The following is a 22096-nucleotide window of genomic DNA, read 5'->3' on the forward strand; positions in this document are numbered from 1 at the left end:
ATGACCTGGAACATCCACGAACGCCTCCGCATCATCCGGGTGGTCGAGGCGGTCGCCGCCGTCGACATGAGCGGCGCACTGCCGTGGCGGGAGGAGTGGCGCGCGCACTTCGACGGGCCGGTCGGGCTGGTCGCGGCGCTCCGCTCCCACTGGCAGGACCGGTCGCCCGTGCCGCCCGAGTCGGAGATCGACGAGAACCGCGAGGTCGACGTCCGGATGCGCCGGACCGAGATCGCGGTCCGCGAGATCCTGCGCCGGTACGACGCCGGCGACCCGGTCGCGCCCGTCCTCCTCAGCCTGGCGGAACCGCGCCCGGCCACCCTCCTGCCGCAGGTCGCCAGGCCCCGCCGCCGGCGGCCCCGTCGGTACCAGGGGCTCCACCGCGGCTCGGTCCTGGACTAGCCGCGATGTCCAGGCACCCGAGAGAGGCGACGACCATCGAGCTCACCGCCGTCGCCGCCGACCGGCTCGACCGCCTCAGCCACCGGCAGCGCCAGGTGCTCGAGCTCGTCGCGCTGGGCCGGTCCGACAAGGCCATCGCGGCTCAGCTGGTGCTGCGCCCCGAGAGCGTCGCCACGCTGTGCGCCGAGGCGTTCGGCGCGCTCGGGCTCACCCCGTCCCTGCACCTCGACCGCCGGCTGCTCGCGGTCCTCACCCTCGGGCAGGCGCCGTAGCCGGGTCCCGGGCCGGACGCCGGCAGGTCAGGCCTCCCGCTCCTCCGAGCGCACGGTCACCTTCTTGAGGAGCCGGTCCAGCGTCGCCAGCTCCCGCCGGGTGAGGGCGTCCGCGAGGTCGTTCTCGGCCTCGCCCCGGATGCCCATCGCCCGCCGCCAGACGCCCAGGCCAGACTTGGTGACCTCGACGATCACGCGGCGCCGGTCGTCGACCGAGGGGATCCGGCGGATCCAGCCGGCCTTCTCGAGGCCGTCCAGCCGCCCGGTCATCCCGGCGCCGGACACCCCGAGCTCGGCGGCGAGCTCCGTCGGGGAGGCCGAGCCGGGGGTGTCCCGGATCATCAGCACATGCAGGGTGTCGTACTCGAAATCGGTCAGCCCGACCTCAGCCACGGCCCGCTGCTTGGCGCCGCGCAGGTAGCGGTCGATCCGGTTGATCCGGACGAACACGCCCTCGACGTCCTCGTCGAACGCGAGGTCGAGCCAGTGGTCCTTCCACCGCGCGACGTGGCGGTCCGTCCAGTCCTCGGCCATGGCCGAACGCTACTGCGCCGCCCGGGCGTCGCGGCCGTCTCAGCGCCGGCGGGCGCTGAGGGGGACCCAGTACGGCGCCTCGCCGAGACGGGTCGCGCAGTTGGCGACGTCGACGGAGAGCTGGCCGGTCACCTTGCCGCCCTTCGTGAAGCGGAGCTGGACCCGGCCCTCGAGTGTCTCGACCTCGCCGTCGACGGTGAACTGCTGGGTCCAGGTGTGGTCGACCCGACGCCGGGCGATCGACGCCTTCGGCATCTCCACCACGGCGGGCAGCTGGGAGTAGGTGTTGGGGTAGGCGTAGCACTGCAGCCACACCCGCGTCTTGAAGCCGACGACCCGCTTGCCCTTCTTGACCCGGAAACGCACCCATTCCTCCGTGCTGGGCGCGCCGTCCTCGACGATCGTGCCGGCGTACTTGCCGGAGGCGACCGGCGCCGCCGCCTGGGCCGGGGACACCGAGGGACCGGCGACGATCAGCCCGGACAGAGCGGCCGCCAGGGCGGCGACGAAGGCGGCGGCCGATGCCCGACGACGCCGCGCGGGCAGGTGCGGGGTAACCATGTCAGCTCCTCGAGAAGGTCGAGCGCCCACCTTAGCGGCCATCGTCCGGACGCCGCCCCCGCCAGCGGCCGGCGAGCCCGCTGCCGACGAGCATCGCCGCGACGAGCGGGAAGAGGTACGTCGGGACGGTGAACCAGTAGTACGTGGAGGGGAGGTCCTGGGAGAGGTCGAAGAAGCTCCTCAGGTCGACCAGGAACCAGAGGAACGGGACCAGGCCCCACAGGACGCCGGCCAGGACCGGGCCCAGCCCCGAGATCCGGGCGGAGGCGGCGACCGACATCAGGATCAGCGCACCCACGACCATCAGCACCAGCTCGCCGGCCGTCCCCGAGTTGTCGAACCTGGCGACCCGTTCCTGGGCGTACTTCCCGGCGCCGTAGTCGAACACGAGGACGCCCACCGGCGTCAGGACCAGCGCGATGACGACGCTGGCGAGGTGGCGCAGCACCATCGCGGAGCCGACCGGCCGCCGGGGCGCCGCGAACGGGGTGGGCGCGTTCGGCGGCGGGGGCGGTGCGTACGGGACACCTGATTCGATCATGGGCCGATCCTGCCCCGGGTCGGGCCGTCCCGAAACAGATACTTCGTTGCCGAATACTTAGTCAGCGAAGTAATCTCTCGCCCATGGCCCCCTCGTCACCGCTGCGCTCGCGCGACTTCCGCCTGCTCGCCGGCGGAGTCGCGGTGAGCGGCCTGGGCTCGGCGATGACCCCGGTGGCGCTGGCGTTCGCCGTCCTGGACCTCGGCGGCTCGGCCACCCAGCTCGGCCTCGTCGTGGCGGCCTTCTCGGCAGCGGAGGTCGTCACCATCCTGTACGGCGGCGTGCTCGGCGACCGGCTGCCCCGCCCCCTGCTGATGCAGGGCTCGGCCGCGGCGACCGCCGTCAGCCAGGCCGCCGTGGCCGTGGTGCTGATCGCCGGCCACGGCTCGATCTGGTTCCTCACCACGATGGGGGTGGTCAACGGCTGTCTCGGCGCCGTCGCCCAGCCGGCGTCCAACGCGATGACCCGCTCGACGGTCACCGACGAGCAGCTGCCGCGCGCCGTCGTGCTGCGCAGCCTCGCCAGCCAGACCGCGTTCGCCGTGGGCTTCGCCCTGGCCGGGGTGATCGTCGCCGTCGCCGGCCCCGGCTGGGCGATCGCCGTCGACGCGGCGACGTACGCCGTGGCGGCGGTGCTGTTCGCGATGATCCGGGCGGCCGGTACGACGACCGGTGCTCGCGAACGAGTGCTGGCCGAGCTCGCGGACGGTGCGCGCGAGGTGTTCCGACACAGCTGGCTGTGGCTGCTGATCGGCCAGGCCCTGCTCTACCACCTGTTCTACGGCGGTGCGCAGGGCGTGCTGGGGCCGATCGTGGTCGGCGACGCCTGGGGCGAGCAGGCGTGGGGCTGGGCCCTGTCCGCGCTGATGGCCGGCTTCGTCGCCGGCGGCCTGGTCGCGCTGCGCTGGCGACCGCACCACCTGTTGCGCTGGGGCCTGGTGCTGCTGTCACTGACCGCGGCGTTCCCGCTGGCGATGGCACTCGCCGACGACCTGACCCTGGTGCTGGCCGGAGCGTTCGTGCACGGCGTGGGGCTGCAGCTGTTCAGCGTCAACTGGGACCTGGCGATCCAGGAGAACATCGCCGAGGACATGCTGGCGCGGGTCTACTCCTTCGACCTCGTCGGCTCCTTCGTGTGCCGCCCGATCGGCTACGCCCTCACCGGACCGGTGGCGGCGCTGGTCGGCACCCGGGCCTGGCTCGTCGTGATCGCCGTGGTGATCGGGCTCAGCTCGCTGGTCGCGCTCGCGGCTCCCTCGGCGCGGCAACTAACCCGTCGTACGGCGCCGGTGGCGGCGCGGGAGCCGGCGGTGCTGTAACACGCTGTCCACCCGTCTGGTCGGCGGTTGTCGGCACGCCCTCGGCGTGTCGTGCGGCGTGTCGCGCCGTGGACGGCGTGTTACAGCGCGGCCAGCACCTCGCCGGCCGCGCGCTCGCCGGAGCGGACGGCGCCGTCCATGTAGCCGGTCCAGTACGTCGAGGTCTCGGTCCCGGCCCAGTGCACCCGGCCGTGCGGCGTCCGGATGTGCCGGCCGTGGACGGACAGCACGCCGGGCGGGTAGATCGCGGTGGGGCCGCCGCCGGTCCACCGCTCCCGGGTCCAGTCGTGCTCGGTGTAGTCGATGGGGTGGCGCGCCTGCTCGCCGAACATCCTGGCGAAGCCGTCGAGGACGGCGGCGCGGCGCTCGGCGAGGGAGAGGTTGCCGTACTGGTGCCACGCGGAGCCGCCCACGAAGGCGAGCAGGATGCCGTGCCCGGTGTCCGACACATGGTTGTCGAAGGCGACCCGGACCGCGCCGGTCTCGGCGATGCCGAAGCCGGTCAGGCCCTGGTCGCGCCAGAACGGCCGTTCGTAGACGGCGTCACACTTCATCAGCTTGCCCATCTGGACCTGTTCCAGCAGCGCCTGGCGACCGGCGGGGAGGGCGGGGGCGAAGCCGATCCCGAGGACCTGCGGGGGCGGCGTGGCGACGATGACCCGGCGCGCCCGCACCTTGCCGCGGCCGGTGTGCACCCGGACTCCGCGCTCCAGCTGGACGATCCGCGTCACCGGTGCGCCGAGCGCGACCCGCTTGCCCAGGCGCTTCGCGAGCTCCAGCGGAATCCGTTGTGAGCCGCCGACGAACCGGCTCTCCTGCGCACCGCCGATCGTGTCGGAGTTGCGCTCGAAGGTGCCGGGCGTGGTCTCGTCACCCGAGCAGGCGATGTAGTGGAGCACGAACAGCAGCGAGACCTGGTCGGGGTCCGAGCCGAAGCCGGGCTGGGTCCAGGACTGGATCAGCTTCTCGATCCCCCTGCTGTTGAGGGTGTTGCGGCGCAGCCAGTCGCCGAGGCTGATGGCGTCCCATTCGGCCGCCCGCGGGTGGTCCCACGGGGCGTCGACCGGGAGCTGCCGGGCGAAGCCGTTGAGTCGCTTGAGTGCGAGGGCGGCGTCGAGCAGGATCGTCGGGTCCGGCGGGACCGTGCCCTTGAACTCCATCCGGCCCAGCAGGGAGGAGAGGTAGACGTTCTTGCCGGTGACGTACTCGTCGAAGGTCGCGACGCCGAGCCGGCTCGCGAGGCTCTTGATGTGGCCCTGCGTCGGACCGACGAAGGCACCGCCGGCCTCCACGGTGCCGCCCGTGGGGAGCTCGTGGTTGAGCACCCGGCCACCGACCCGGTCGCGGGCCTCGACGACGAGCACGGAGCGGCCGGCGCGGGCGACCTCGCGCGCCGCGACGAGTCCGGCCAGCCCGGCGCCGACGACCACGACGTCCACCCGGCGCGGGAGCCGGCCCTTCCGGGTGCCGGCGACGACTTCCGCCTCCAGGGCGTCGAGGGCGAGGACGCCGAAGGCGGCGGCGCCGCCGGCGAGCAGTCCACGGCGGCCCAGGTCGATGGTGTCCACGTCGCCTCCGAAGGTGAATGTGTGTCAGGTTCGGGTTCGGAGGCTACACTGCGGCCATGTCCTCCGCCAGCGTTCCGGCCGCCAGCGTTCCGGCCGCCCCCGCCCGGCCCAGTCGCCGCCGGCTCCCCGCCCAGGCCCGGTCCCGGGAGCGGGTGGAGCGGATCCTCGACGCCGCTGCGCGCCTCGTCGTGTCCAACGGCGTCGACGGCCTGACGACACGCTCGATCGCCGAGGCCGCCGAGCTGCCCGTAGCCTCCCTCTACCAGTACTTCGCCGACAAGGAGGCCGTCCTGCTCGCGCTCTGCGAGCGCGACATGGCCGAGATGGACGACCGCGTCGCGACCGATCTCGCCCTGCTCGCCGACCCGGCCAACCCCGCCGAGCTGACCATCGCGAGCATGGTCGAGACCGCGATGCGCGCCTTCGTCACCGTCTACCACCGCCGTCCCGCGTTCATGCAGATCTGGATGCGCGGCCGGGCCAACGTCGCGATCTACGACTACGGGCGCCACCACAACCGCCGGATCGCCGCCAACCTGCTCGCCTTCGGTCTCGGCGCCGGACTGCTCGGCACCGACCGGTACGACGACGACGAGATGACCGCCATCGCCGAGCTCGCCGTCGAGGTCGGCGACAGCGCCTTCCAGCTCGCCTTCGAGCATGACCCGCGCGGCGACGAGTTCCTGATCAGCCAGGCCATCGCCCTCGTCTCCGGCTACCTCGAGCGCGTCACGAGCGGCCGGTGAGCGAGACCCCCGCCGTCGACCTGCGCGGCGGGGTCGCCGCCGCCGCGCGCCGCCTGGCCGATGCCGGCCTGCTCGTCGGCACCGCGGGCAACGTGTCGGCCCGAGTGGCCGACCGGGTCGCGATCACCGCGACCGGGGTCGCGCTCGGCGCCTGCACGGCCGACGACGTCACCGTCGTGTCCCTCGACGGCGAGGTGATCGCGGGGACACTAGAGCCGACCAGCGAGCTCTCGCTCCACCTCGGCGTCTACGCCGACTCCCCCGCCGCCGCGGTCGTGCACACGCACGCACCCTTCGCCACGGCCCTCGCCTGCGTGCTCGACGCGCTGCCCGTGCTCCACTACCAGCAGCTCGCCCTCGGCGGCGAGATCCGCGTGGCGCCGTACGCGACCTTCGGGACCCCGGAGCTCGCGGCCCACGTGCGTGCCGCGCTGGAGGGGCGCGGCGCCGCGCTGCTCGCCAACCACGGCTCGGTCACGCTCGGCGGCACGCTCGACGCCGCCGTCGAGAACGCGCTGTTGCTCGAGTGGCTCTGCCGGCTCCACCACCGCGCCAGCGCCCTCGGCACGCCACGCGCGCTCACCAAGGAGCAGCAGGGCGACGTCGTCCGGGCCGCCCTGGAGCGCGGCTACGGCACCCGCAAGGAGATCCGATGACCATGACCGTCGCCGCCGTGGGCGTCCACGTCCTCGACACCCACGTGCTCGGCATCGAGTCGATCCCGTCCGGCTCGGACGGCCAGCTGGTCGAGACGATCCGGATGTCACCGGCCGGCACGGCCGGCGGCGCCGCCGTCGTCCTGAGCCGGCTCGGCGCGGCGGTGCGGTCCTACGGCGCGGTCGGTGCCGACCCGGTCGGCGACACCCTGCTCGCCCTGCTCTCCCGCGAAGGCGTCGACGTGAGCGGCCTGGTGCGCAAGGAGGCCGCGCAGACATCGGCCTCGGTGCTGCCCGTGCGACCGAACGGCGACCGTCCGGCCTGGCACTGCATCGGCGCCAACGGCGCGTTCACCCTCGACGACCTGCCGGCCGGCGTTCTCGACGGCGTGACCCATCTCCACCTCGGCGGGCCGGAGTTCCTCGGCGGCGACGCCGCGGCCGAGCTGCTCGCCCGGGCGCGGGCGGCCGGCATCACCACCTCCGTGGACATCCTGGCGCCGGGCGATCCCGACCTGCTGGCCTGGATCGCCGCCGCGCTCCCCCACACCGACCACCTGCTGCCCAACGACGAGCAGGTCCTCGGCTTCACGGGTGCCGCCACCCTCGCCGAGGGCGCGCTGGCCCTGGTCGCCGCCGGGGCCGGCTGCGTCGCGGTGACCCAGGGCGCGAAGGGCGCCCTCGTCGCGACCGAGGACGGCGTGGCCGAGGTGCCGGCGTACGCCGTCGAGGTCGTCGACACGACCGGGTGCGGCGACGCGTTCTCCGCCGGCTACCTGCGCGGGCTGGCGCTGGGCCGGTCTCCGGTCGACGCCGCCGCCCTCGGCTGCGCCACCGCTGCCCAGGTCGCGCAGGGACTCGGCACCGACGCGGGCAGCTACGACCTGGCCGCGGTCGAGGCGTTCGCGTCGGCGGCGCTGCCGAGCTGAGCGGTGGACGGCCGGCGGTCGATGTCGCGCCACGACGGCGACAGGACCGGCGCCATCGTGGTGACCAGGTAGGCCGCGCCGAACAGCAGCAGGCCGGCCGCCAGCCCGGTGCCGCCGACCGCGAGGCCGGCGAGCAGCCCGCCCAGCGGCATCAACGACCACGACGCGGCCAGGGACAGCGAGCTGACCCGGCCCATCAGCTCCTCCGGGATCCGCTCGAACTGCACCGCCCCGAGCACCGGGTTGATGAAGCCGGCACCGAAACCGGCGACCACATGGACCAGGGCCACCAGCCACAGCGGCGCGCCGACGGCGAGCACGACCCAACGCGGCGCGCCGGCGAGGAGGTAGCCGACGACATAGGTCCGGAACCGGGGCAGTCGCTCGGCGCGCCACGTGGCCAGCACCGATCCGACGAGCGCCGCCCCGCCCATGCAGGCGCCGAGGAGGCCGATCGCCGCCGGACCACCGCCCGATGTCTCCGCCCAGACCGGCAGCATCACCGCCGAGTAGCCCTGGTCGAGCAGGTTGGTGACCGCCACCATCACCATCATCCCGAGCAGCACCGGGTCGTGGCGTAGGGCGAGCCAGCCCTCCCGGAGCTCGGCGAGGTACGCCGTGGTCGTCGGCCGGGACCGGGACGGCGCCGGCACCAGCCGGGCGGCGGCGACCCGTCGCGTGGACGCCGCCAGGACCACCGCGCAGGCCAGGAACGACCCGGCGTCGACCAGCAGCGCGGTCGCCGGGCCGAGCAACGCGACCAGGCCACCGCCGACCGCCGCACCGACCAGGGCGGAGAGGCGGTCGGTCGTGCCGACCAGGCCGGTCACCCGCTCGGTCGGCAGTCCGACGTGGCGCACCAGCGCCGGCACCATCGCGTGCCGCGCCGCCTCCGACGGTCCGCGCAGCACGCCGGTCACGGCCACGAGCGCCAGCAGCACAGGGAAGTGCAGCCAGCCGGCGGCGTACGCGATCGGGATCAGCGCGACGGCGACTCCGGAGGCGAGGTCGAAGCCGATCGCCACCCGACGTGCGCCGGCACGGTCGATCCACGGACCGCTGAGGGCCTGGGCCAGCACGAGCGGCAGCAGCCCGGCGAAGGCGACCAGGCCGGTCCGGGTGGCCGAGCCGGTGGTGGTCAGGACCAGCCAGGGGACGGCGATCTGCGAGAGCCGGGTGCCGGCGAGCGAGACCGCGTCGGCGGCGAGGAATCCGGCGAGGGCGCCCGAGCCCGCCCGCACCTCACTCGCCCCGCTCGGGTGGGACGTGCCCGGGGACCGGGAACGCCTGGATCTGGACGGCGAACGGCACCGCATCGGCGGCGCCCGGCTCGTCCTCGCACGAGGCGATCAGCTCCTTGATCCGCGCCGTCAGGTCGGCCGCCTTCGCCGCGGGGATGGTGTGCACCCAGTCGCTCACCGTCGAGGCGGCGCGCCACTGCGCCGGCAGCAGCGGCCGCTCCTCCATCGCGGCCTGCAGGTTCTGCGCGTACATCACCGTCGCCGCCTGCAGGAAGGCGTCGGCGACGTCGCGCTCCTCCTGTGTCCGGGCGTCGGCCGCGCGGCTGTGCGTCTCCTGGTGGGCCGCCTTCCACCACCGGTCGCGGGCGTTGCCGCGGCCCGCGTCCTCCACGACGAAGCCGTGCTCGGCGAGCTGGCGCAGGTGGTACGACGTCGCGCCGCTGTTGAGCCCGAACTGGGTCGCGAGCGTGGTGGCCGTCGCCGGCCCCTCGATCCGCAGATGGCTGAGGATCCGCAGCCGGGTCGGGTGGGAGAGGGCCCGCAGGCCGGCGAGGTTCGGGGTCACCACGGAGGAGGGCTGGTCGGTCATGCGGTCCACCGTAGTTCTGCAAAGAGATCTTTGCAAACAGATCTTTGCTTAGATCTCCCGGTGCTCACGCGTCGTAGTCGACGCGGAGCTCCTCGGTGACAGGGTGTGCCTGGCAGGTCAGGACGTAGCCCTCGGCAACCTCGTCCTCGTCGAGCACGTGGTTCTGGTCCATCACCGCGCGCCCGAGGAGAACCTTGGCCCGACAGGTGCCGCACGCCCCGCCCGCGCACGAGTACGGCGGATCGATCCCGCGCTGGAGGGCCGCGTCGAGGACCGTGTCGCCGGTCGAGGTCAGCGGGAAGATGGTCTCGGCGCCGTCGAGTGTGACCGTGACCCGGCTGGTGACCTCGGCCAGGATGGGCCCGCCGGCGACGGACGCACCCGGATCGACATGGAACACCTCGGTCAGCACCCGGCCGTGCTCGGTGACCCGCACCAGCGCGGAGCGGACGTCCTCGACCAGCTCCTGCGGCCCGCACAGGAACCACGCGGCGACCTCGGCCGCATCGGGCACCAGCTCGGTCACCAGCGCCGGCGTGATCCGGCCCGGCCGGGCGCCGGGCGACCCCGAGCGCGAGTGCACGTGGTGCACGACCAGGCGCGCGCCGTACCGCTCCTGCCAGGCGGCCAGCTCGGCGGCGAACATCGTGGTCTCCGGGGTCCGGTTGCCATAGACGAGGGTGAACCGGCTGCCCGGCTCGGCGTCGAGGGTGGTCGCGATCGTCGACATGAGCGGCGTGATCCCGGAGCCGGCGACGACACCGACATGGTGCCGGGCGGCGGCCGGGTCGAGGCCGACGTGGAAGGCGCCCGCGGGCGTCATCACGTCGAGCAACTCGCCCGGCACCAGGCGCTCGTTGACGTACGTCGAGAAGCGGCCCCCGGGCACCTGCTTGACCGCGACCCGCAGCGTGTCGGGTCCGTCGGAGGCGACCGGTGCGATGAGGGAGTAGCTGCGCCGCACCTCCTCGCCGTCGAGCACCGCACGCAGGGTGAGGTGCTGGCCCTGGACGTAGCGGTAGGAGGCCGCCAGGTCGGCCGGCACGTCGAAGGTGATCGCGACGGCGTCGGCGCTGACCGCCTCGACCGCGCGGACCCGGAGCGGGTGGAAGACCGGACGCAGGCCGGAGCCGGTGACCGGGACGGTGGCGATCTCGTCGGTGAGCCGGCGCCAGGTGCGGTACTCGCTCGTGGTCAGCGACCGGCCGAACCACGTGGAGATCGCGGCGTTGCGGTCGAGGTAGGCCTCCTCGTTGCGCTTCCACGCCCGGAGGTAGCGGTAGAACGGGATGCTCGGGTGCAGGTGGTGGACCAGGTGGTAGTTCTGGTAGACGAACAACGGCGTCAGCAGGCCCTCGCCGCCGACCCGGACCCGGGTCGCGCGGTACTTGTCCTCGCGCTGGGTCACGCTCAGCCCGTGGTGCGGGAGGTAGTCGAACCACCAGGCCAGGATGAGCATCCCGAAGCGCTGTGGCAGCAGGAAGCCCCAGAACAGCTCGCTGCCGAAGCCGGCGGCGGCGATCGCGGCGAAGCCGCCGATCACCGCGGTGAAGAGCGCGAACGTCGCGACGACCTCGCCGCGCGGGCGGTCCGGCAGCCGGCGCAGGTAGAACACGACGTACCAGATGTCGATGGTCGCCCAGCGCAGCGGCAGCTGCCAGGCGGGCCCCTCCTCGCACCAGGCGTCGGGGTCGATCGACTTGGGCTCGTTGGTGTTGCGGTGGTGCTCGATGTGGATGAACTTCACCAGGGGGTACGTCGCCCACGGCACCACGAGCAGCACCGACAGGTGCCCGAGCGCGTTGTTGGCGCGGGTGCTGGTGCTGATCGCGTGGTGCGTCGACTCGTGCAGCACGCTGAACATCAGGAACGTGACGGCGGCGCCCATCGGCACCGTGAGCCACGGCGAGAGGTCCCACACCAGCACGCCCGCCATCTCGACGGCGAAGAGCGCCAGCGTGCCGACGTACAGCGCGATGGTCGGCCAGGCCATCGCCGGGACCCGCTCGCCGGGGTCCGGCAGGCCGCTGACGGGCTGCTTGAGCTGGGCGCGCGGCGCCGTGTCATGCGGCGCGGTGGAGGTCTCCATGGCAGGCCAAGGTAGGAGCCGGACCCCTCCGCCCGCCTTGGACCGCCGTCCCAAAATGAGCGTCGCATTTGTCCGCAGGCCCGTACCTGCGGGGATCCGTGGTCCCGAGACTTGCCCCCATGACGATCGCGGTCGAGAACCCCGCCACCGGACAGGTCATCGGCACCGTCCCCGACCTGAGCGCCGACGACGTCGCCGCCGCGGCCCGCCGGGCCCGCGCCGCGCAGCCCTCCTGGCACGCCCTCGGGTACGACGGCCGCGCGGCCGTGCTGCACCGGATGCAGCGCTGGATCGTCGACCACACCGACGAGGTCGTCGCGACGATCTGCGCCGAGACCGGCAAGGCCTACGAGGACGCGCTCCTGGCGGAGGTCAACTACGGCGCGGCGGCGTTCGGCTTCTGGGCGAAGCAGGCGCCGCGCTACCTGGCCGAGACGAGGATCCGCTCCAGCCAGCCGCTGGTGGCGGGCAAGCGGCTGGTCCAGCGCTACCAGCCGCTGGGCCTGGTCGGCGTGATCGGGCCGTGGAACTACCCGCTGACCAACTCCTTCGGCGACTGCATCCCCGCACTGGCGGCGGGCAACGCGGTGCTGCTCAAGCCGTCCGAGGTGACGCCCCTCACCTCGCTGCTGCTCGCCGAGGGCCTGGCCGCGTGCGGCCTGCCGGACGGCGTCTTCGGCGTCGTGACCGGCCGAGGCGCGACCGGCGCGGCGCTGGTCGACGAGGTCGACATGGTGATGTTCACCGGATCCACGGCGACCGGGCGGCGGGTGGCGGCACGGGCCGCCGAGCGGCTGATCCCGGCCTCGCTCGAGCTCGGCGGCAAGGACCCGATGATCGTGCTGGCCGACGCCGACCTGGAGCGCGCGGCCACGCACGCGGCCTACTACGCGATGTTCAACTGCGGCCAGACCTGCATCTCGATCGAGCGCTGCTACGTCGAGGAGTCGGTCTACACCGCGTTCGTCGCGCTGGTGACCGCCAAGGTCGCTGCCCTGCGCCAGGGCGTGCCGGCCGGGCCCGGCAGCGTCGACGTCGGCTCACTGAGCTTCCCCCCACAGGTCGACATCGTCGACCGGCACGTCAGCGAGGCGCTCGCGGCGGGTGCGCGGGCGCTGACCGGCGGCGTACGACCGGAGCGCGAGGGCCACTGGTACCCGCCGACCGTGCTGGTCGACGTCGACCACTCGATGGCGATCATGCGCGAGGAGACGTTCGGCCCGACGCTGCCGATCATGGCGGTGCGCGACGCCGACGAGGCCGTGCGGCTGGCGAACGACTCGGCGTACGGGCTGTGCGCCTCGGTCTTCGGCCGCGACCTCGCCCGCGCCGAGGACGTCGCGCGCCGCCTGGAGGCGGGCGCGGTCACCGTCAACGACGCGGTGGTCAACTACACCGCGCTGGAGCTGCCGATGGGCGGCGCCAAGCCGGCGTCGGGCATCGGGCGGCGCCACGGCAAGGACGGCATCACGAAGTACTGCCGCCAGCAGTCGCTGCTGGTCTCGCGCCTGCACCTGCGCCGCGACGTGCACACCTATCCCTACCGGGCCACCCGCACCCGGGCGATCAGGTCGCTGCTGGGTCTGCTGAACCGCGGGCGACCGGGACGGTCATGAACGCCGCGTGGCAGCGCAGCGCGACGTCGACGGCGGTGGCGTACTCCCCCAGCCGGCGGCCCATCAGCTCCTCGGCCCGCTCGACCCGGTAGCGCACGGTGTTCTTGTGCACGAGCAGGTGGCGCGCCGCCGCGTCGACGCTGCCGGTCGAGAGCAGCGCGCGCAGGGTCGCCCGCAGCCGCTCGGCCTGCTCGTCGGGCGCGGCGAGCCGGCCGAGCGTGCGGTGCACGTAGCGGCGCATCGCCTCGCCGTCGCCGATCAACGTCATCAGCTCGACGTCGGTGAAGAAGGTCAGCGGTGCCGGGCGCTCGGCGGCCAACACGAGCCGCTGGGTGGCCAGCGCCTCGCCGTGCGAGGAGCAGAAGCCGTCGACGCCGGGCGCCGGAGCGCCGATCGCGGCGAGGATCCGGCGACCGCTCAGCCAATCCGCGCAATCGACGAGTCGGGTGAGGTCGGGTGCCTCCGACGAGGTGATCCAGGCCCACAGGTCCCGTCCTCCGGGGTGGACGACGAGCGGCTGGCGCAGGCCGAGCGCGGCGGTCAGCGACTGCGCCGCCTGCGGCAGGTCGGCGATCCGGGTGTCGTCGTCGGTGTGCAGCAGCACCGCCGTCTGGTACGCCGACACCGGGTGCCCACCGAGCCCCGCCGAGATCTCGCGGGGGTCGACCGCCGTACCGGCCAGGACGGCACGCACGACCTCGAGCCGGCGGGCCGCGTCTCCTTGCCGGATCCGCTCGACCTCCTCCTGGTAGAGCGTCACCGACTGCTCGACGGAGCGATCGAACCACATGCTCGACCGGGTCCAGAAGTGCACGAGCGCCGCGGCCTCGGCGACCCCGGAGGCGGTCGCCTCCTTGACCGCGGCGGTGATGAACTCCCAGACCGCCTGCTCGCCGGCGGTGTAGATCTGGAAGATCACCGGCATCGGGTAGCCGTGCTGGGCCACGACGTGCGGGACGTCGCGGGCCTCGTGGACGAGGTGGAAGGTCTGCTCGGGCTGGCCGAGGTTGGCCAGGAACGAGCGCCAGTGCGCATCGCACGCGTCGCGGACGACGCCCTGGAGCGCGGCGTCCTCGCGGACCTCGGCCACCTGGTCGACGATCCGGCCGAGCACGTGGGTGACCCACGCGTCCACGGCGGCGCCCTCCGACTCGGCGCCGACGAAGTCGGCGACCCAGCGGCGCAGGTCACGGTCGAAGGACACGAGCATCACAGCGGCTTCAGGCCGACGATCTTCCAGTCGTCGCCCGCCGGGGCCATGGTCACCTCGACCCGGCTGCCCGCGACCGACGAGTCCTTCGTGCCGGTCGTCGTGGTCTGGGTCAGGAAGAGCAGGACGACGACCCGGTCGGGGTCACCGGAGACGACACCGGCCGCGCTGACCGTGGCGGTGGTGCTGATCGTGCGCTGCGCGGCATTGGGCTTGACGACCTCGTCGAGGATCGTGCCGTAGTCGTCGGCGAACGAGCCGGTGGTCTGGGCCCGGGCCCGGGCCAGGTCGTCGTCCAGTGTGGCGGCGTCGTAGCTGAGCAGCTCGGGCACGCGCTTCGTGGCGGCGGCCAGGGCGTCGGCGCGGGCGTCGGCGGTCGCCGTCGCCCGGTGCGCGCCGATCCCGGCGACGACGGCCGCGACCAGAGCGAGTGCAAGGACGACACCCGCGACGAGGACCGCGCGCTGCTTCAGCGCGCTCACGAGACGAACTCCAGACCCGCGACCAGCCAGGCCCCGTCGTGCTTCTGCAGGTCGACGCTGAGCCGGTAGTTGCGTGGCTCGGCGGTCTTGGTCTGCTTGTTCTGCACCGTCCCGGCCGCGGCGACGATGACGGTCGCGCGGTCTCCGTCGAGGCTGACGACGCCGGTCGAGACCGCCTCGCCGCTCGCCTTCACCTCGTTGTCGGCCAACGCCTGGGTGAGCCGCTCGGCCTGCCCCTCGAGCTCCGTGCGGAAGTCGGCGGTCGCTCCGGCGAGGAGCTTCTCCAGGGCGGCGTCGGACGTCGAGCCGCTGATGTCGATGAGCCCTTCCACCTCGGCCGCCGCCGCGGCGGCGGCCGCTTCCGTGTCGGCCACCCGGTCGCGCTCGTCCTGCCAGGCCAGCGCCCGCTGGCCGGCGAAGACGAGCAGCGCCACGGCGAGCAGGGCGGCCGCGCCCACGGCGTACCGGCGGGTGGCCGGCGCGCTCATCGCAGCCCCAGGGGTGCCAGCACCAGGATCTTCCACAGGTCGTCTCCCTCGGTTTCGTCGGTCGTCCTCGTGCTCGTGCCCGGCGCAGGCGCCCGGTCGCCCGCCCGGCCGACCGCGAGGTCGTAGGCGACCGTGCCGCCGCTCTCGGGCCAGACGCCGTCGCGGAAGCGGAGTCCGCATGCCTCCGGTGTCGGGCCGCGGTCCGTGCCCTGCGGGCAGGGCAGGTTGCGGGCGCCGCGGACGGCGGTCGGATGATCGGGTGGGAGCTCGCAGTGGGCGAGCGTGTCGACGTCGCGCACCTCGGTGGCGCGCGGGTTGCGCCGCTCCCGAGCGTCCAGGTAGCCGCTGCGGCAGCTCGGCGGGTCGTTGAGCGCCGCCCGCAGGTCGAGCTTGACGTCGCCCTCGGCGGCGCGGGGGTTGACCGTCGACTGCAGGCGCGCGACCACCGACGGATATACGACGAGCGTCTGGCGCACCTGCGGCAGGTAGGTGTTGAGCACCTGCGCGTTCGTGGTCAGGTTGGCGAGCATCATCGGCAGCACCGGCTGCAGGTCGCCGATCGTGGCGGTGGCCGCGTCCAGCCCGTCCGGTCCGGTCTTCAGCAGCCCCCGCAGGGCGGCGCTGTTGTCGGCGGCGAGGACGCCGGTCACCTGGTCGAGCTGGGTGGCGTAGTCCGTGGTCGCCGGGCCGAGGTCGCGCTGGGTCTCCAGCACCGGCTGCAGGGCGGAGATCAACGACGTGGTCGCCTCGATCTGCGACTGGGCCTCGGTGAGCAGCTCGCCCGAGGCGTCGACCAGCTCGTTGAGCTCCGGCCCGGTGCCGCCGAGGCCCTCGTCGACCTGATCGAGGACCCGCTTCGTCGCCTCCTTCGGGACCGACTCCAGCAGCCGGTTGACCGAGTCGAGGACCGGCGTGATCTGGGGCATCTCGACGGCACGCTCACGCGGGATCTTCGCGCCCTCGGCGAGCACGTCGCCGTCCTCGGGTACGCCGCCGCGCGGGTCGACCAGGTCGACGTACTGCTCGCCGATGGCCGAGGTGCTGTGCAGCTCGGCGGACGCGCCCGCGGGTACCTTCGCATCGTTCTCCAGACGCAGTGTGGCGATCGCGCCGTGCGCGGTGACCTCCAGGCGCGACACCTCGCCGACCTCGACGCCGCGGTAGGTCACGGCCGCCTTCGGGTAGAGCCCGCTCGCGTCGGCGAAGTCCACCCGGACGTCGTACACGCCGATGCCGAGCATCGCCGGCACCCGTGCGTACTGGAAGAACGCCAGCCCGAGCGCCACCGCCGCGAGCACCGCGAAGATGCGGAGCTGGCGCTTGATCAGCGGGGTGAGCAGCATCAGCAGGCTCCCAGGATCTTGCCCAGCAGACCGCAGCTCTTCGGCTCCTCGGTCGGGGTGGGCGTGGGGGTGGGGGTCGGCACCGGGTCCGGCGCCGGGACGTCGGTCGGCGCGGGCGGTGCCGGCTCCTCGGTCGTGCCCGGCAGCGGCGGCGTCAGCGGGCCCTCGACGGGGTCGCCGGCCTGGAGCGCCGGCGGGGTGCCGATCAGCCCCAGCCAGCTGCCGAGCAGGCTCTGGCCGCGCAGGTCGAGCGTGGCGAACAGGTTCGCGTAGTCGCCCTTGAGCGCGTTGCGGGTGGTCATCGCCGGGAACGGGATCGTCAGGCCGATCTTGAGCGCGTCGGGCAGCGACTCGCTGGCCTCGCCGAGCTGGGCGAGGATCGGGCCGAGCGAGTCGAGGTTGGCGAGCAGCGCCTCCTCGCTCGCCCGGATGACCCGCACCGCGCGGACGCCGGCCCGCCCGGTCGTGGTGACCGCCTTGACTAGACGGTTGCGCTCGCGCTCCAGCACCTGCAGGCCGGGGGTGATCCGGTCGATGGCGGTGGCGATCCGGTGCTGGTCCTCGCGCAGCCCGGCGCTGAGGCTCTGCAGCGAGTCCAGCGCGGTGACGATCTCGGTGCGGTTGGCATCGAGGACGGCGAGCAGGTCGTTGGCGTGGCGGATCAGCCCGCGGGTGTCGGGCACCCGGTTGCGCAGCGCGGTCGAGAGCTCGCCGGTGATCGTGCTGATCTGCGAGAGACCGCCGTTGTTGAGCAGCAGCGCGACCGCGCCGAGGACCTGCTCGGTCGCGGGATAGGTCCCCGTCTGCGCCACCGGTACGACGGCCCCGTCGGCCAGGCGGCCGCCCGCGGACGTCGGCGGCGCCGACACCTCGACGTACTGCGCGCCGAGGAGGGTCTTCTGCCCGATCGAGAACACCGCGTCGGCCGGGAGCGCGACGTCGTCCAGCAGGTGCAGCGTGACCACGGCCTCCCAGCCGTCGGTGGCGATCTCACCGACGGTGCCGACCACGACGTTGTCCTTCTGCACCGTCGAGTTCGGGACCAGGTTCTCGATCTGGTCGAAGTGGACCTCGACCGTGTAGCCGTCCTCCCCGACCGCCACCTGGCCGGGCAGCGTGTTGTCATTGGGCTGGATGTCGCAGCCGGTGGTCAGCAGAGCGGTGGCGGCCAGCGCGGGCACCAGCCGGCGCAGCCAGGTGCGGGTCCGGGTCATCGCCGGCCTCCGGTCAGGTCGAGGCCGAGCAGGTCGGCGAGCGGTTGCAGCACCTTGGCGCACTGCTCCGCCGTACCGCCGACCCCGAGGACGGCACCGCACAGCAGCTGCGGCACGTTGTCGAGCGCCGATAGCGTCGCGCGCCCGGTGATCGCCTGGCCCTGGATGGTGTTGCTCAGGTCGATGAGCGCGTGCGGCGCGACGTGGAGGACGCCGGCCAGCTCGTCAGAGCGGTCGGCCAGCGCGGCGGCCAGCAGGTTGACGTCCGTGGTCGTGGTGCGCAGCCGCTTGCGGTGCTCGGCGAGGTAGGCGTCGGTCGCCGCGAGCACCGTGGCCAGGTCCTCCAGCGCGCCGCTGAGGTGGGTCCGGTTCGTCGCGAGCACGGCGCTCACGTCGTCCAGCTCGGTCGTGAAGCCCCGCACCGCGGCGTCGTTGAGCGCGAGGTTGCGGGTGAACGTGTCGAGGTTCTCGATCGTCGAGAACAGGTCGGAGCGGCCGTCCGAGAGCGCCGTCGCGGCGCCGCGCAGCTCGGCGATCGAGGTCCGCAGCTGGGTGGAGTTGCCGTCCTTCAGGCTCTTCTCGAGCGCGGTGATGGCGATGGCGAGCGGGCCGGCCTTCTTGCCTGCGTCGGGGCCGAGCGTGGTGGCGAGGTCGGTGAGCTGCTGCTTGACGTCATCGAAGGTGACCGGCACCGCGGTCTTCTCCAGCGCGATGGTCGCGCCGTCGGCCATCCGCTCGCCGCCGTCGTACACGGGCTCGAGCTGGACGAACCGGCCGCTGACCAGGCTCGGCGAGACGATCGCGGCGTGCGCGTCGGCCGGGATCGGCTGCCCGGCGTCGACCTTCAGGGTCACCAGGACGCCCTTCGGCTCGTTCTCGATCTTGTCGATCGTGCCGACCTTGACGCCGAGCACCTTGACGTCGTCGCCGGCGTTGAGCCCCTCGGCGCTGGCGAAGTACGCGTGCACCGTCGTGCTGCCGCTGTCGCGCTGCCAGACGAACCCGCCGGCCACGAGGGCGGCGGCCACGACCGCGACGAGGATCTTCTTGACGGTCACGGAATCACTCCCGAGAGGATGGGGGCGAGGGTGCCGGGCGCGGTGAGGTTCTGGATGTAGGCGTCGAACCACGGACCGCTCGAGATCGCCTCACCGAAGGCGGTGGCATAGCCCCGCAGGCCGTAGATGGTGTCCTGCAGGTCCTTCTTGTTGCGGTTGAGCACGTCGACCACGCCGTCGAGCTCGTCGAGTGCCGGGCCGAGCACGTCGTCGGTGTCCTCGAGCAGGGCGCGCAGCTCGGTCGACAGCGACCGGGCGCTCTTGAGCAGGCTGACCACGACCTCCTGCCGCGCGTCGAGCTCGCTCAGCAGCGAGCGGCCCGAGCCGAGCAGCGAGGCGATCTGCTGGTCCCGGCTGGCCAGCACGCCGGTGACGTTGTCGGCGTGTGCGACGAGCGAGCGCAGCTCGTCGTCGTTGGACGAGACCGCCCGCGACAGCGCGGTGATGCCGTCGAGCGCGGGCCCGAGGTCGGGGCTCGACGCGTTGAGCGTCGTCGACGCCTGGTCGAGCGCGGCCGCGAGCTGCGCCTTGTCGATGTCGGCCGTGGTCTCGGTGAGCTCGTTGAGCGTGCTCGTCAGGTTGTACGGCGACGACGTCCGCTCCAGCGGGATCGAGTCCCCGGCGCGCAGCTCACCGCCCCCGCGCGGCTCCAGCTCGACGGCGGCCCGGCCGAGCAGCGTGATCGTGATGATCCGCGCCTCGGTGCCCTTGCCGAGCACGACGTCCCCGTCGGTGAGCACGATGTCGGCCACCACGTGCTGGCCGTCGAGCTGCACCGCACGGACCCGGCCCACCTGGGCACCCGAGATCATCACGGCGTCACCGCCCTTGAGCCCGCCGGCCTCGGCGAACTGCACGTGCAGGACGTCGCTGTTGCCGATGAGCGGCAGCCGGTTGATGTTGAGCGCGGCGAGCACGACCAGCACCAGGACGACGGTCCCGACGAGGCCACGCACGGCGAGCCGGTCGGGGCTGATGACCCGCGTCATGACGTGCACCTCGGAGCGTCGGAGTAGATCCACGGGGTGGTGACCTGGGCCTTGCCCAGGCCGGTCTCGATCCGCACGCCGCAGAGGAAGAAGTTGAAGAAGTTGCCGTACGACGCGGTGTTCTGGATCGCGCGGTAGTGGCTGGGCAGGTTCTGCAGCACGGCCTCGAGGGTGTCGGCCCTGCGGTTGATGCCGCGCGCCGAGATGGCCAGGCCCTGCAGATCGGTGCGCAGGTCGCCGCGCGCCCGGCTGGCGAGCGAGGCGGCGTCGCTCGCGAACCGGTCGATCCGGCTCGCCGCGTCGAGCACCTGGGCGTCCTGCTTGTCGAGGCCCTTGAGCAGCGTGTCGAGACGGTCGAGCATCAGCCCGACGGTGTCGCTGCGGTCGTCGACCGTGCCGAGGACGCTGTTGAGGTTGCGGATCACCTGACCGATCACCTCCTCGCGGCCGCCGATGGTCGTGGTGAACGAGGCGACGTGCTGGACGAGGGTCGCGACCGCGGCCTGCTGGCCCTGGAGCACCTGGACCAGCTGGCCCGACAGCTCGTTGACCTGCGTCGGGCTCAGCCCCGCGAAAAGCGGCTTGAAGCCGTTGAGCAGCGTGTCGAGGTCGAGCGCCGAGGCGGTCTGGGCGGCGGGCAGCGTGCCGCCGGCCGTGAGCGGCTGGGCCGCGTCGCCCGTGCTGTCACCGGGGGTGAGCTGGACGACGCGGTCGCCGATCAGGTTGCGGTACTGGATCGTCGCGCGGGTCCCCTTGGTCAGCCGCTGACCCTCCCGGACGTCGAAGGTGACGAGCACCGTGTTGTCGGGCTGGACGTCGATGCCGGTCACCTTGCCGACATCGACGCCGGCCACGCGGACCTCGTCGCCGACCGCGAGGCCGGACACGTCGTCGAAGACCGCGCGGTAGTCGTCGCGGCCGCCGGGGCGGTACTCGCCGGTGACCGCGGCGACCCACACCGTGAAGACGGCGGCGACGACGAGGAACGAGGTGAACTTGATCAGGTCGGAGCGCTGACGGCGCTTCTCCGGGCTGAGCCGGTGGGCACGGTTCGTCACGGCAGGTTCGTCCCTCCCCTGAGCAGGCCGAGCAGCGTGTCGACCACGGCCTCGCTCGGCGTGGGCTGCGGGCCGACGTACGGGTTGGCGCCGGTGCGGAACGACGGCGGCGGCACCGTGGCCTCCTCGGGGGTGACGTAGGGCAGCCCGTAGCAGGCGGGGCCGTTGTCGGCGCCGAGCTCCGGCAGGTTCTCCTCGTACGTGTAGGGATCGCGGCCCGGCACGACCTGCGTGTACGTCGTGACGCCCGGGTGGGTGCCGCCGACGGCGGCCTCGGCGAGCTTGTTCGCCGACGCCAGGCCCATCAGCAGGCAGGGCAGCTCGGGCGAGTAGCGCTCGGCCACGGCGGAGACCGGCTGGAGCAGCCGCAGCGAGGTGACCAGGCCCTGCTCGGAGTCACGCAGCAGCGTGCCGGCGCTGTCGCTGAAGCCGGTGAGGCTGCGCTCCAGCGCGCGCAGGGAGGCCTGCTGCTTGACCAGCGTCTGGGAGACCTCGCCGGTCTGGGTGAGCGCGTCGACCAGGTCCGGCCGGGCGACGGCATAGACGTCGGCGACGTCGTCGGCGACCCGCAGGTCGGCGGCGAGCGTGCGCAGGGAGGGGTTGACCGAGCGCAGATAGGCATCGGTCTGGGTGATGAGCGCGCCGATCAGCTCACCGCGCTGCTCGACCGCGCCGGCCACCGCGGTGAGCGCGGAGTTGACCTCGGCCGGGCGGGCGACGTCCAGCACCTTGGTGAGGTTCTCGAACGCCTCGTCGACCTCGACGGTCACCCGGTCGGCCGGGATCACCGCACCGGCGCGGATCTTGGCGCCGTCGCCGCTCGTGCCGTCGGCCGGCGGCGTGAGCTGGACGTACTTCGCACCGAACGCCGTCGGCGGCACGACCTGCGCGGTGACGTCCGCGGAGACCCGGTCGATCTTGTCGGCATCGATCTTGAGCTCGATGCGGACCTTGTCGCCGTCGGACTCGACGTCGCCGACCCGGCCGATCTCGACGCCACGGAGCTTGACCGGCGCTCCCGACGCGAGGGTGAGCCCGGCCCGGTCGGCCTCGACGGTGACCAGCACGTTGTCGTCGAAGACGCCGCGGTACTTGGCGACGGTGCCCGCGACCAGCGCCGCGACCAGGGCGACGAAGAGGAAGCCGTAGACGACCTGGCGGTCGATCCGGTGGGCGGACTGCGCGCTCATC

At 73.1% G+C, this 22096-nt stretch carries 23 protein-coding genes; 7 read left to right on the forward strand and 16 right to left on the reverse strand.

Annotated elements, in window-relative coordinates; all coding sequences use genetic code 11:
* Together RB608_RS09315 and RB608_RS09320 are read left to right on the forward strand one after the other, a co-directional pair.
* Complete coding sequence (locus tag RB608_RS09315; protein ID WP_308087546.1) at positions 1-402, forward strand: hypothetical protein; 402 nt, start codon at positions 1-3, stop codon at positions 400-402.
* A gap of 5 nt (positions 403-407) precedes the next feature.
* Entirely contained in the window at positions 408-674 is a 267-nt protein-coding gene (locus RB608_RS09320) for a LuxR C-terminal-related transcriptional regulator (protein WP_308087547.1), read from the forward strand.
* Between the two features lie 27 nt (positions 675-701).
* Here RB608_RS09320 and RB608_RS09325 read toward each other — a convergent pair whose 3' ends face one another.
* The 3 genes from RB608_RS09325 to RB608_RS09335 are packed head-to-tail and all read right to left on the reverse strand — an operon-like array spanning position 702 to position 2310.
* Positions 702-1208, reverse strand: a complete 507-nt coding sequence (locus RB608_RS09325; protein ID WP_308087548.1) for a MarR family transcriptional regulator — start codon at positions 1206-1208, stop codon at positions 702-704.
* Positions 1209-1247: 39 nt separating this feature from the next.
* The gene (locus RB608_RS09330) at positions 1248-1769 is read right to left on the reverse strand and encodes a hypothetical protein (RefSeq protein WP_308087549.1); all 522 of its coding nucleotides are present in this window, start codon (positions 1767-1769) and stop codon (positions 1248-1250) included.
* Positions 1770-1800: 31 nt separating this feature from the next.
* Positions 1801-2310: a hypothetical protein gene (locus RB608_RS09335; protein ID WP_308087550.1), complete on the reverse strand. Its 510-nt coding sequence runs from the start codon at positions 2308-2310 to the stop codon at positions 1801-1803.
* A gap of 83 nt (positions 2311-2393) precedes the next feature.
* Here RB608_RS09335 and RB608_RS09340 point away from each other — a divergent pair, with 83 nt between their 5' ends.
* Positions 2394-3629: an MFS transporter gene (locus RB608_RS09340; RefSeq protein ID WP_308087551.1), complete on the forward strand. Its 1236-nt coding sequence runs from the start codon at positions 2394-2396 to the stop codon at positions 3627-3629.
* Between the two features lie 80 nt (positions 3630-3709).
* Here the strand turns inward: RB608_RS09340 and RB608_RS09345 are convergent, their stop codons facing one another.
* Positions 3710-5197 carry an FAD-dependent oxidoreductase gene (locus RB608_RS09345; RefSeq protein ID WP_308087552.1) on the reverse strand — a complete coding sequence of 496 codons (1488 nt, stop codon included), beginning with the start codon at positions 5195-5197 and terminating at the stop codon, positions 3710-3712.
* A gap of 56 nt (positions 5198-5253) precedes the next feature.
* On the opposite strand from RB608_RS09345, the gene RB608_RS09350 reads away from it, so the two are divergent.
* Genes RB608_RS09350 through RB608_RS09360 form a run of 3 tightly spaced genes read left to right on the forward strand, consistent with a single transcriptional unit; the run spans position 5254 to position 7528 of the window.
* The gene (locus RB608_RS09350; protein WP_308087554.1) at positions 5254-5943 is read left to right on the forward strand and encodes a TetR/AcrR family transcriptional regulator; all 690 of its coding nucleotides are present in this window, start codon (positions 5254-5256) and stop codon (positions 5941-5943) included.
* Positions 5940-6599, forward strand: coding sequence for a class II aldolase/adducin family protein (locus RB608_RS09355; RefSeq protein WP_308087555.1), 660 nt, complete (start codon positions 5940-5942; stop codon positions 6597-6599). The genes RB608_RS09350 and RB608_RS09355 overlap by 4 nt, the downstream gene beginning before the upstream one ends.
* Complete coding sequence (locus RB608_RS09360) at positions 6596-7528, forward strand: PfkB family carbohydrate kinase (RefSeq protein WP_308087557.1); 933 nt, start codon at positions 6596-6598, stop codon at positions 7526-7528. Before RB608_RS09355 ends, RB608_RS09360 begins: the two co-directional genes overlap by 4 nt.
* On the opposite strand, the gene RB608_RS09365 is transcribed toward RB608_RS09360, so the two are convergent.
* From RB608_RS09365 to RB608_RS09375, 3 genes are all read right to left on the reverse strand, one after another.
* Positions 7477-8769 (reverse strand): MFS transporter, encoded by a 1293-nt coding sequence (locus RB608_RS09365; protein WP_308087558.1) that lies wholly within the window; start codon positions 8767-8769, stop codon positions 7477-7479. The two genes, RB608_RS09360 and RB608_RS09365, sit on opposite strands and share 52 nt — an antisense overlap.
* A gap of 1 nt (position 8770) precedes the next feature.
* A complete protein-coding gene (locus tag RB608_RS09370; RefSeq protein WP_308087559.1) occupies positions 8771-9358 on the reverse strand; it encodes a helix-turn-helix domain-containing protein in 588 nt (195 codons plus the stop codon).
* A 64-nt stretch (positions 9359-9422) separates the two neighbouring features.
* Positions 9423-11447 (reverse strand): fatty acid desaturase, encoded by a 2025-nt coding sequence (locus tag RB608_RS09375; RefSeq protein ID WP_308087560.1) that lies wholly within the window; start codon positions 11445-11447, stop codon positions 9423-9425.
* A gap of 119 nt (positions 11448-11566) precedes the next feature.
* Here RB608_RS09375 and RB608_RS09380 point away from each other — a divergent pair, with 119 nt between their 5' ends.
* Entirely contained in the window at positions 11567-13063 is a 1497-nt protein-coding gene (locus RB608_RS09380; RefSeq protein WP_308087562.1) for an aldehyde dehydrogenase family protein, read from the forward strand.
* Here RB608_RS09380 and RB608_RS09385 read toward each other — a convergent pair.
* Genes RB608_RS09385 through RB608_RS09425 form a run of 9 tightly spaced genes read right to left on the reverse strand, consistent with a single transcriptional unit; the run spans position 13014 to position 22095 of the window.
* Positions 13014-14273 (reverse strand): helix-turn-helix domain-containing protein, encoded by a 1260-nt coding sequence (locus tag RB608_RS09385; RefSeq protein WP_308087563.1) that lies wholly within the window; start codon positions 14271-14273, stop codon positions 13014-13016. The two genes, RB608_RS09380 and RB608_RS09385, sit on opposite strands and share 50 nt — an antisense overlap.
* Positions 14273-14755: a hypothetical protein gene (locus RB608_RS09390; RefSeq protein WP_308087564.1), complete on the reverse strand. Its 483-nt coding sequence runs from the start codon at positions 14753-14755 to the stop codon at positions 14273-14275. Before RB608_RS09390 ends, RB608_RS09385 begins: the two co-directional genes overlap by 1 nt.
* Positions 14752-15243, reverse strand: a complete 492-nt coding sequence (locus RB608_RS09395; RefSeq protein ID WP_308087565.1) for a hypothetical protein — start codon at positions 15241-15243, stop codon at positions 14752-14754. Before RB608_RS09395 ends, RB608_RS09390 begins: the two co-directional genes overlap by 4 nt.
* On the reverse strand, positions 15240-16586 hold the full coding sequence (locus RB608_RS09400; RefSeq protein ID WP_308087566.1) for an MlaD family protein: 1347 nt from the start codon (positions 16584-16586) through the stop codon (positions 15240-15242). Before RB608_RS09400 ends, RB608_RS09395 begins: the two co-directional genes overlap by 4 nt.
* On the reverse strand, positions 16586-17800 hold the full coding sequence (locus RB608_RS09405; protein WP_308087567.1) for an MCE family protein: 1215 nt from the start codon (positions 17798-17800) through the stop codon (positions 16586-16588). Before RB608_RS09405 ends, RB608_RS09400 begins: the two co-directional genes overlap by 1 nt.
* Positions 17797-18858: an MCE family protein gene (locus tag RB608_RS09410; RefSeq protein WP_308087568.1), complete on the reverse strand. Its 1062-nt coding sequence runs from the start codon at positions 18856-18858 to the stop codon at positions 17797-17799. Before RB608_RS09410 ends, RB608_RS09405 begins: the two co-directional genes overlap by 4 nt.
* Complete coding sequence (locus RB608_RS09415) at positions 18855-19847, reverse strand: MCE family protein (protein WP_308087570.1); 993 nt, start codon at positions 19845-19847, stop codon at positions 18855-18857. The genes RB608_RS09410 and RB608_RS09415 overlap by 4 nt, the downstream gene beginning before the upstream one ends.
* Positions 19844-20905, reverse strand: coding sequence for an MlaD family protein (locus RB608_RS09420; protein WP_308087571.1), 1062 nt, complete (start codon positions 20903-20905; stop codon positions 19844-19846). The genes RB608_RS09415 and RB608_RS09420 overlap by 4 nt, the downstream gene beginning before the upstream one ends.
* Positions 20902-22095: an MCE family protein gene (locus tag RB608_RS09425; RefSeq protein WP_308087572.1), complete on the reverse strand. Its 1194-nt coding sequence runs from the start codon at positions 22093-22095 to the stop codon at positions 20902-20904. Before RB608_RS09425 ends, RB608_RS09420 begins: the two co-directional genes overlap by 4 nt.
* Between the last annotated feature and the right edge of the window lies 1 nt (position 22096).

This window comes from Nocardioides sp. LHD-245 (assembly GCF_030929495.1).
Classification (GTDB): Bacteria; Actinomycetota; Actinomycetes; order Propionibacteriales; family Nocardioidaceae; genus Nocardioides.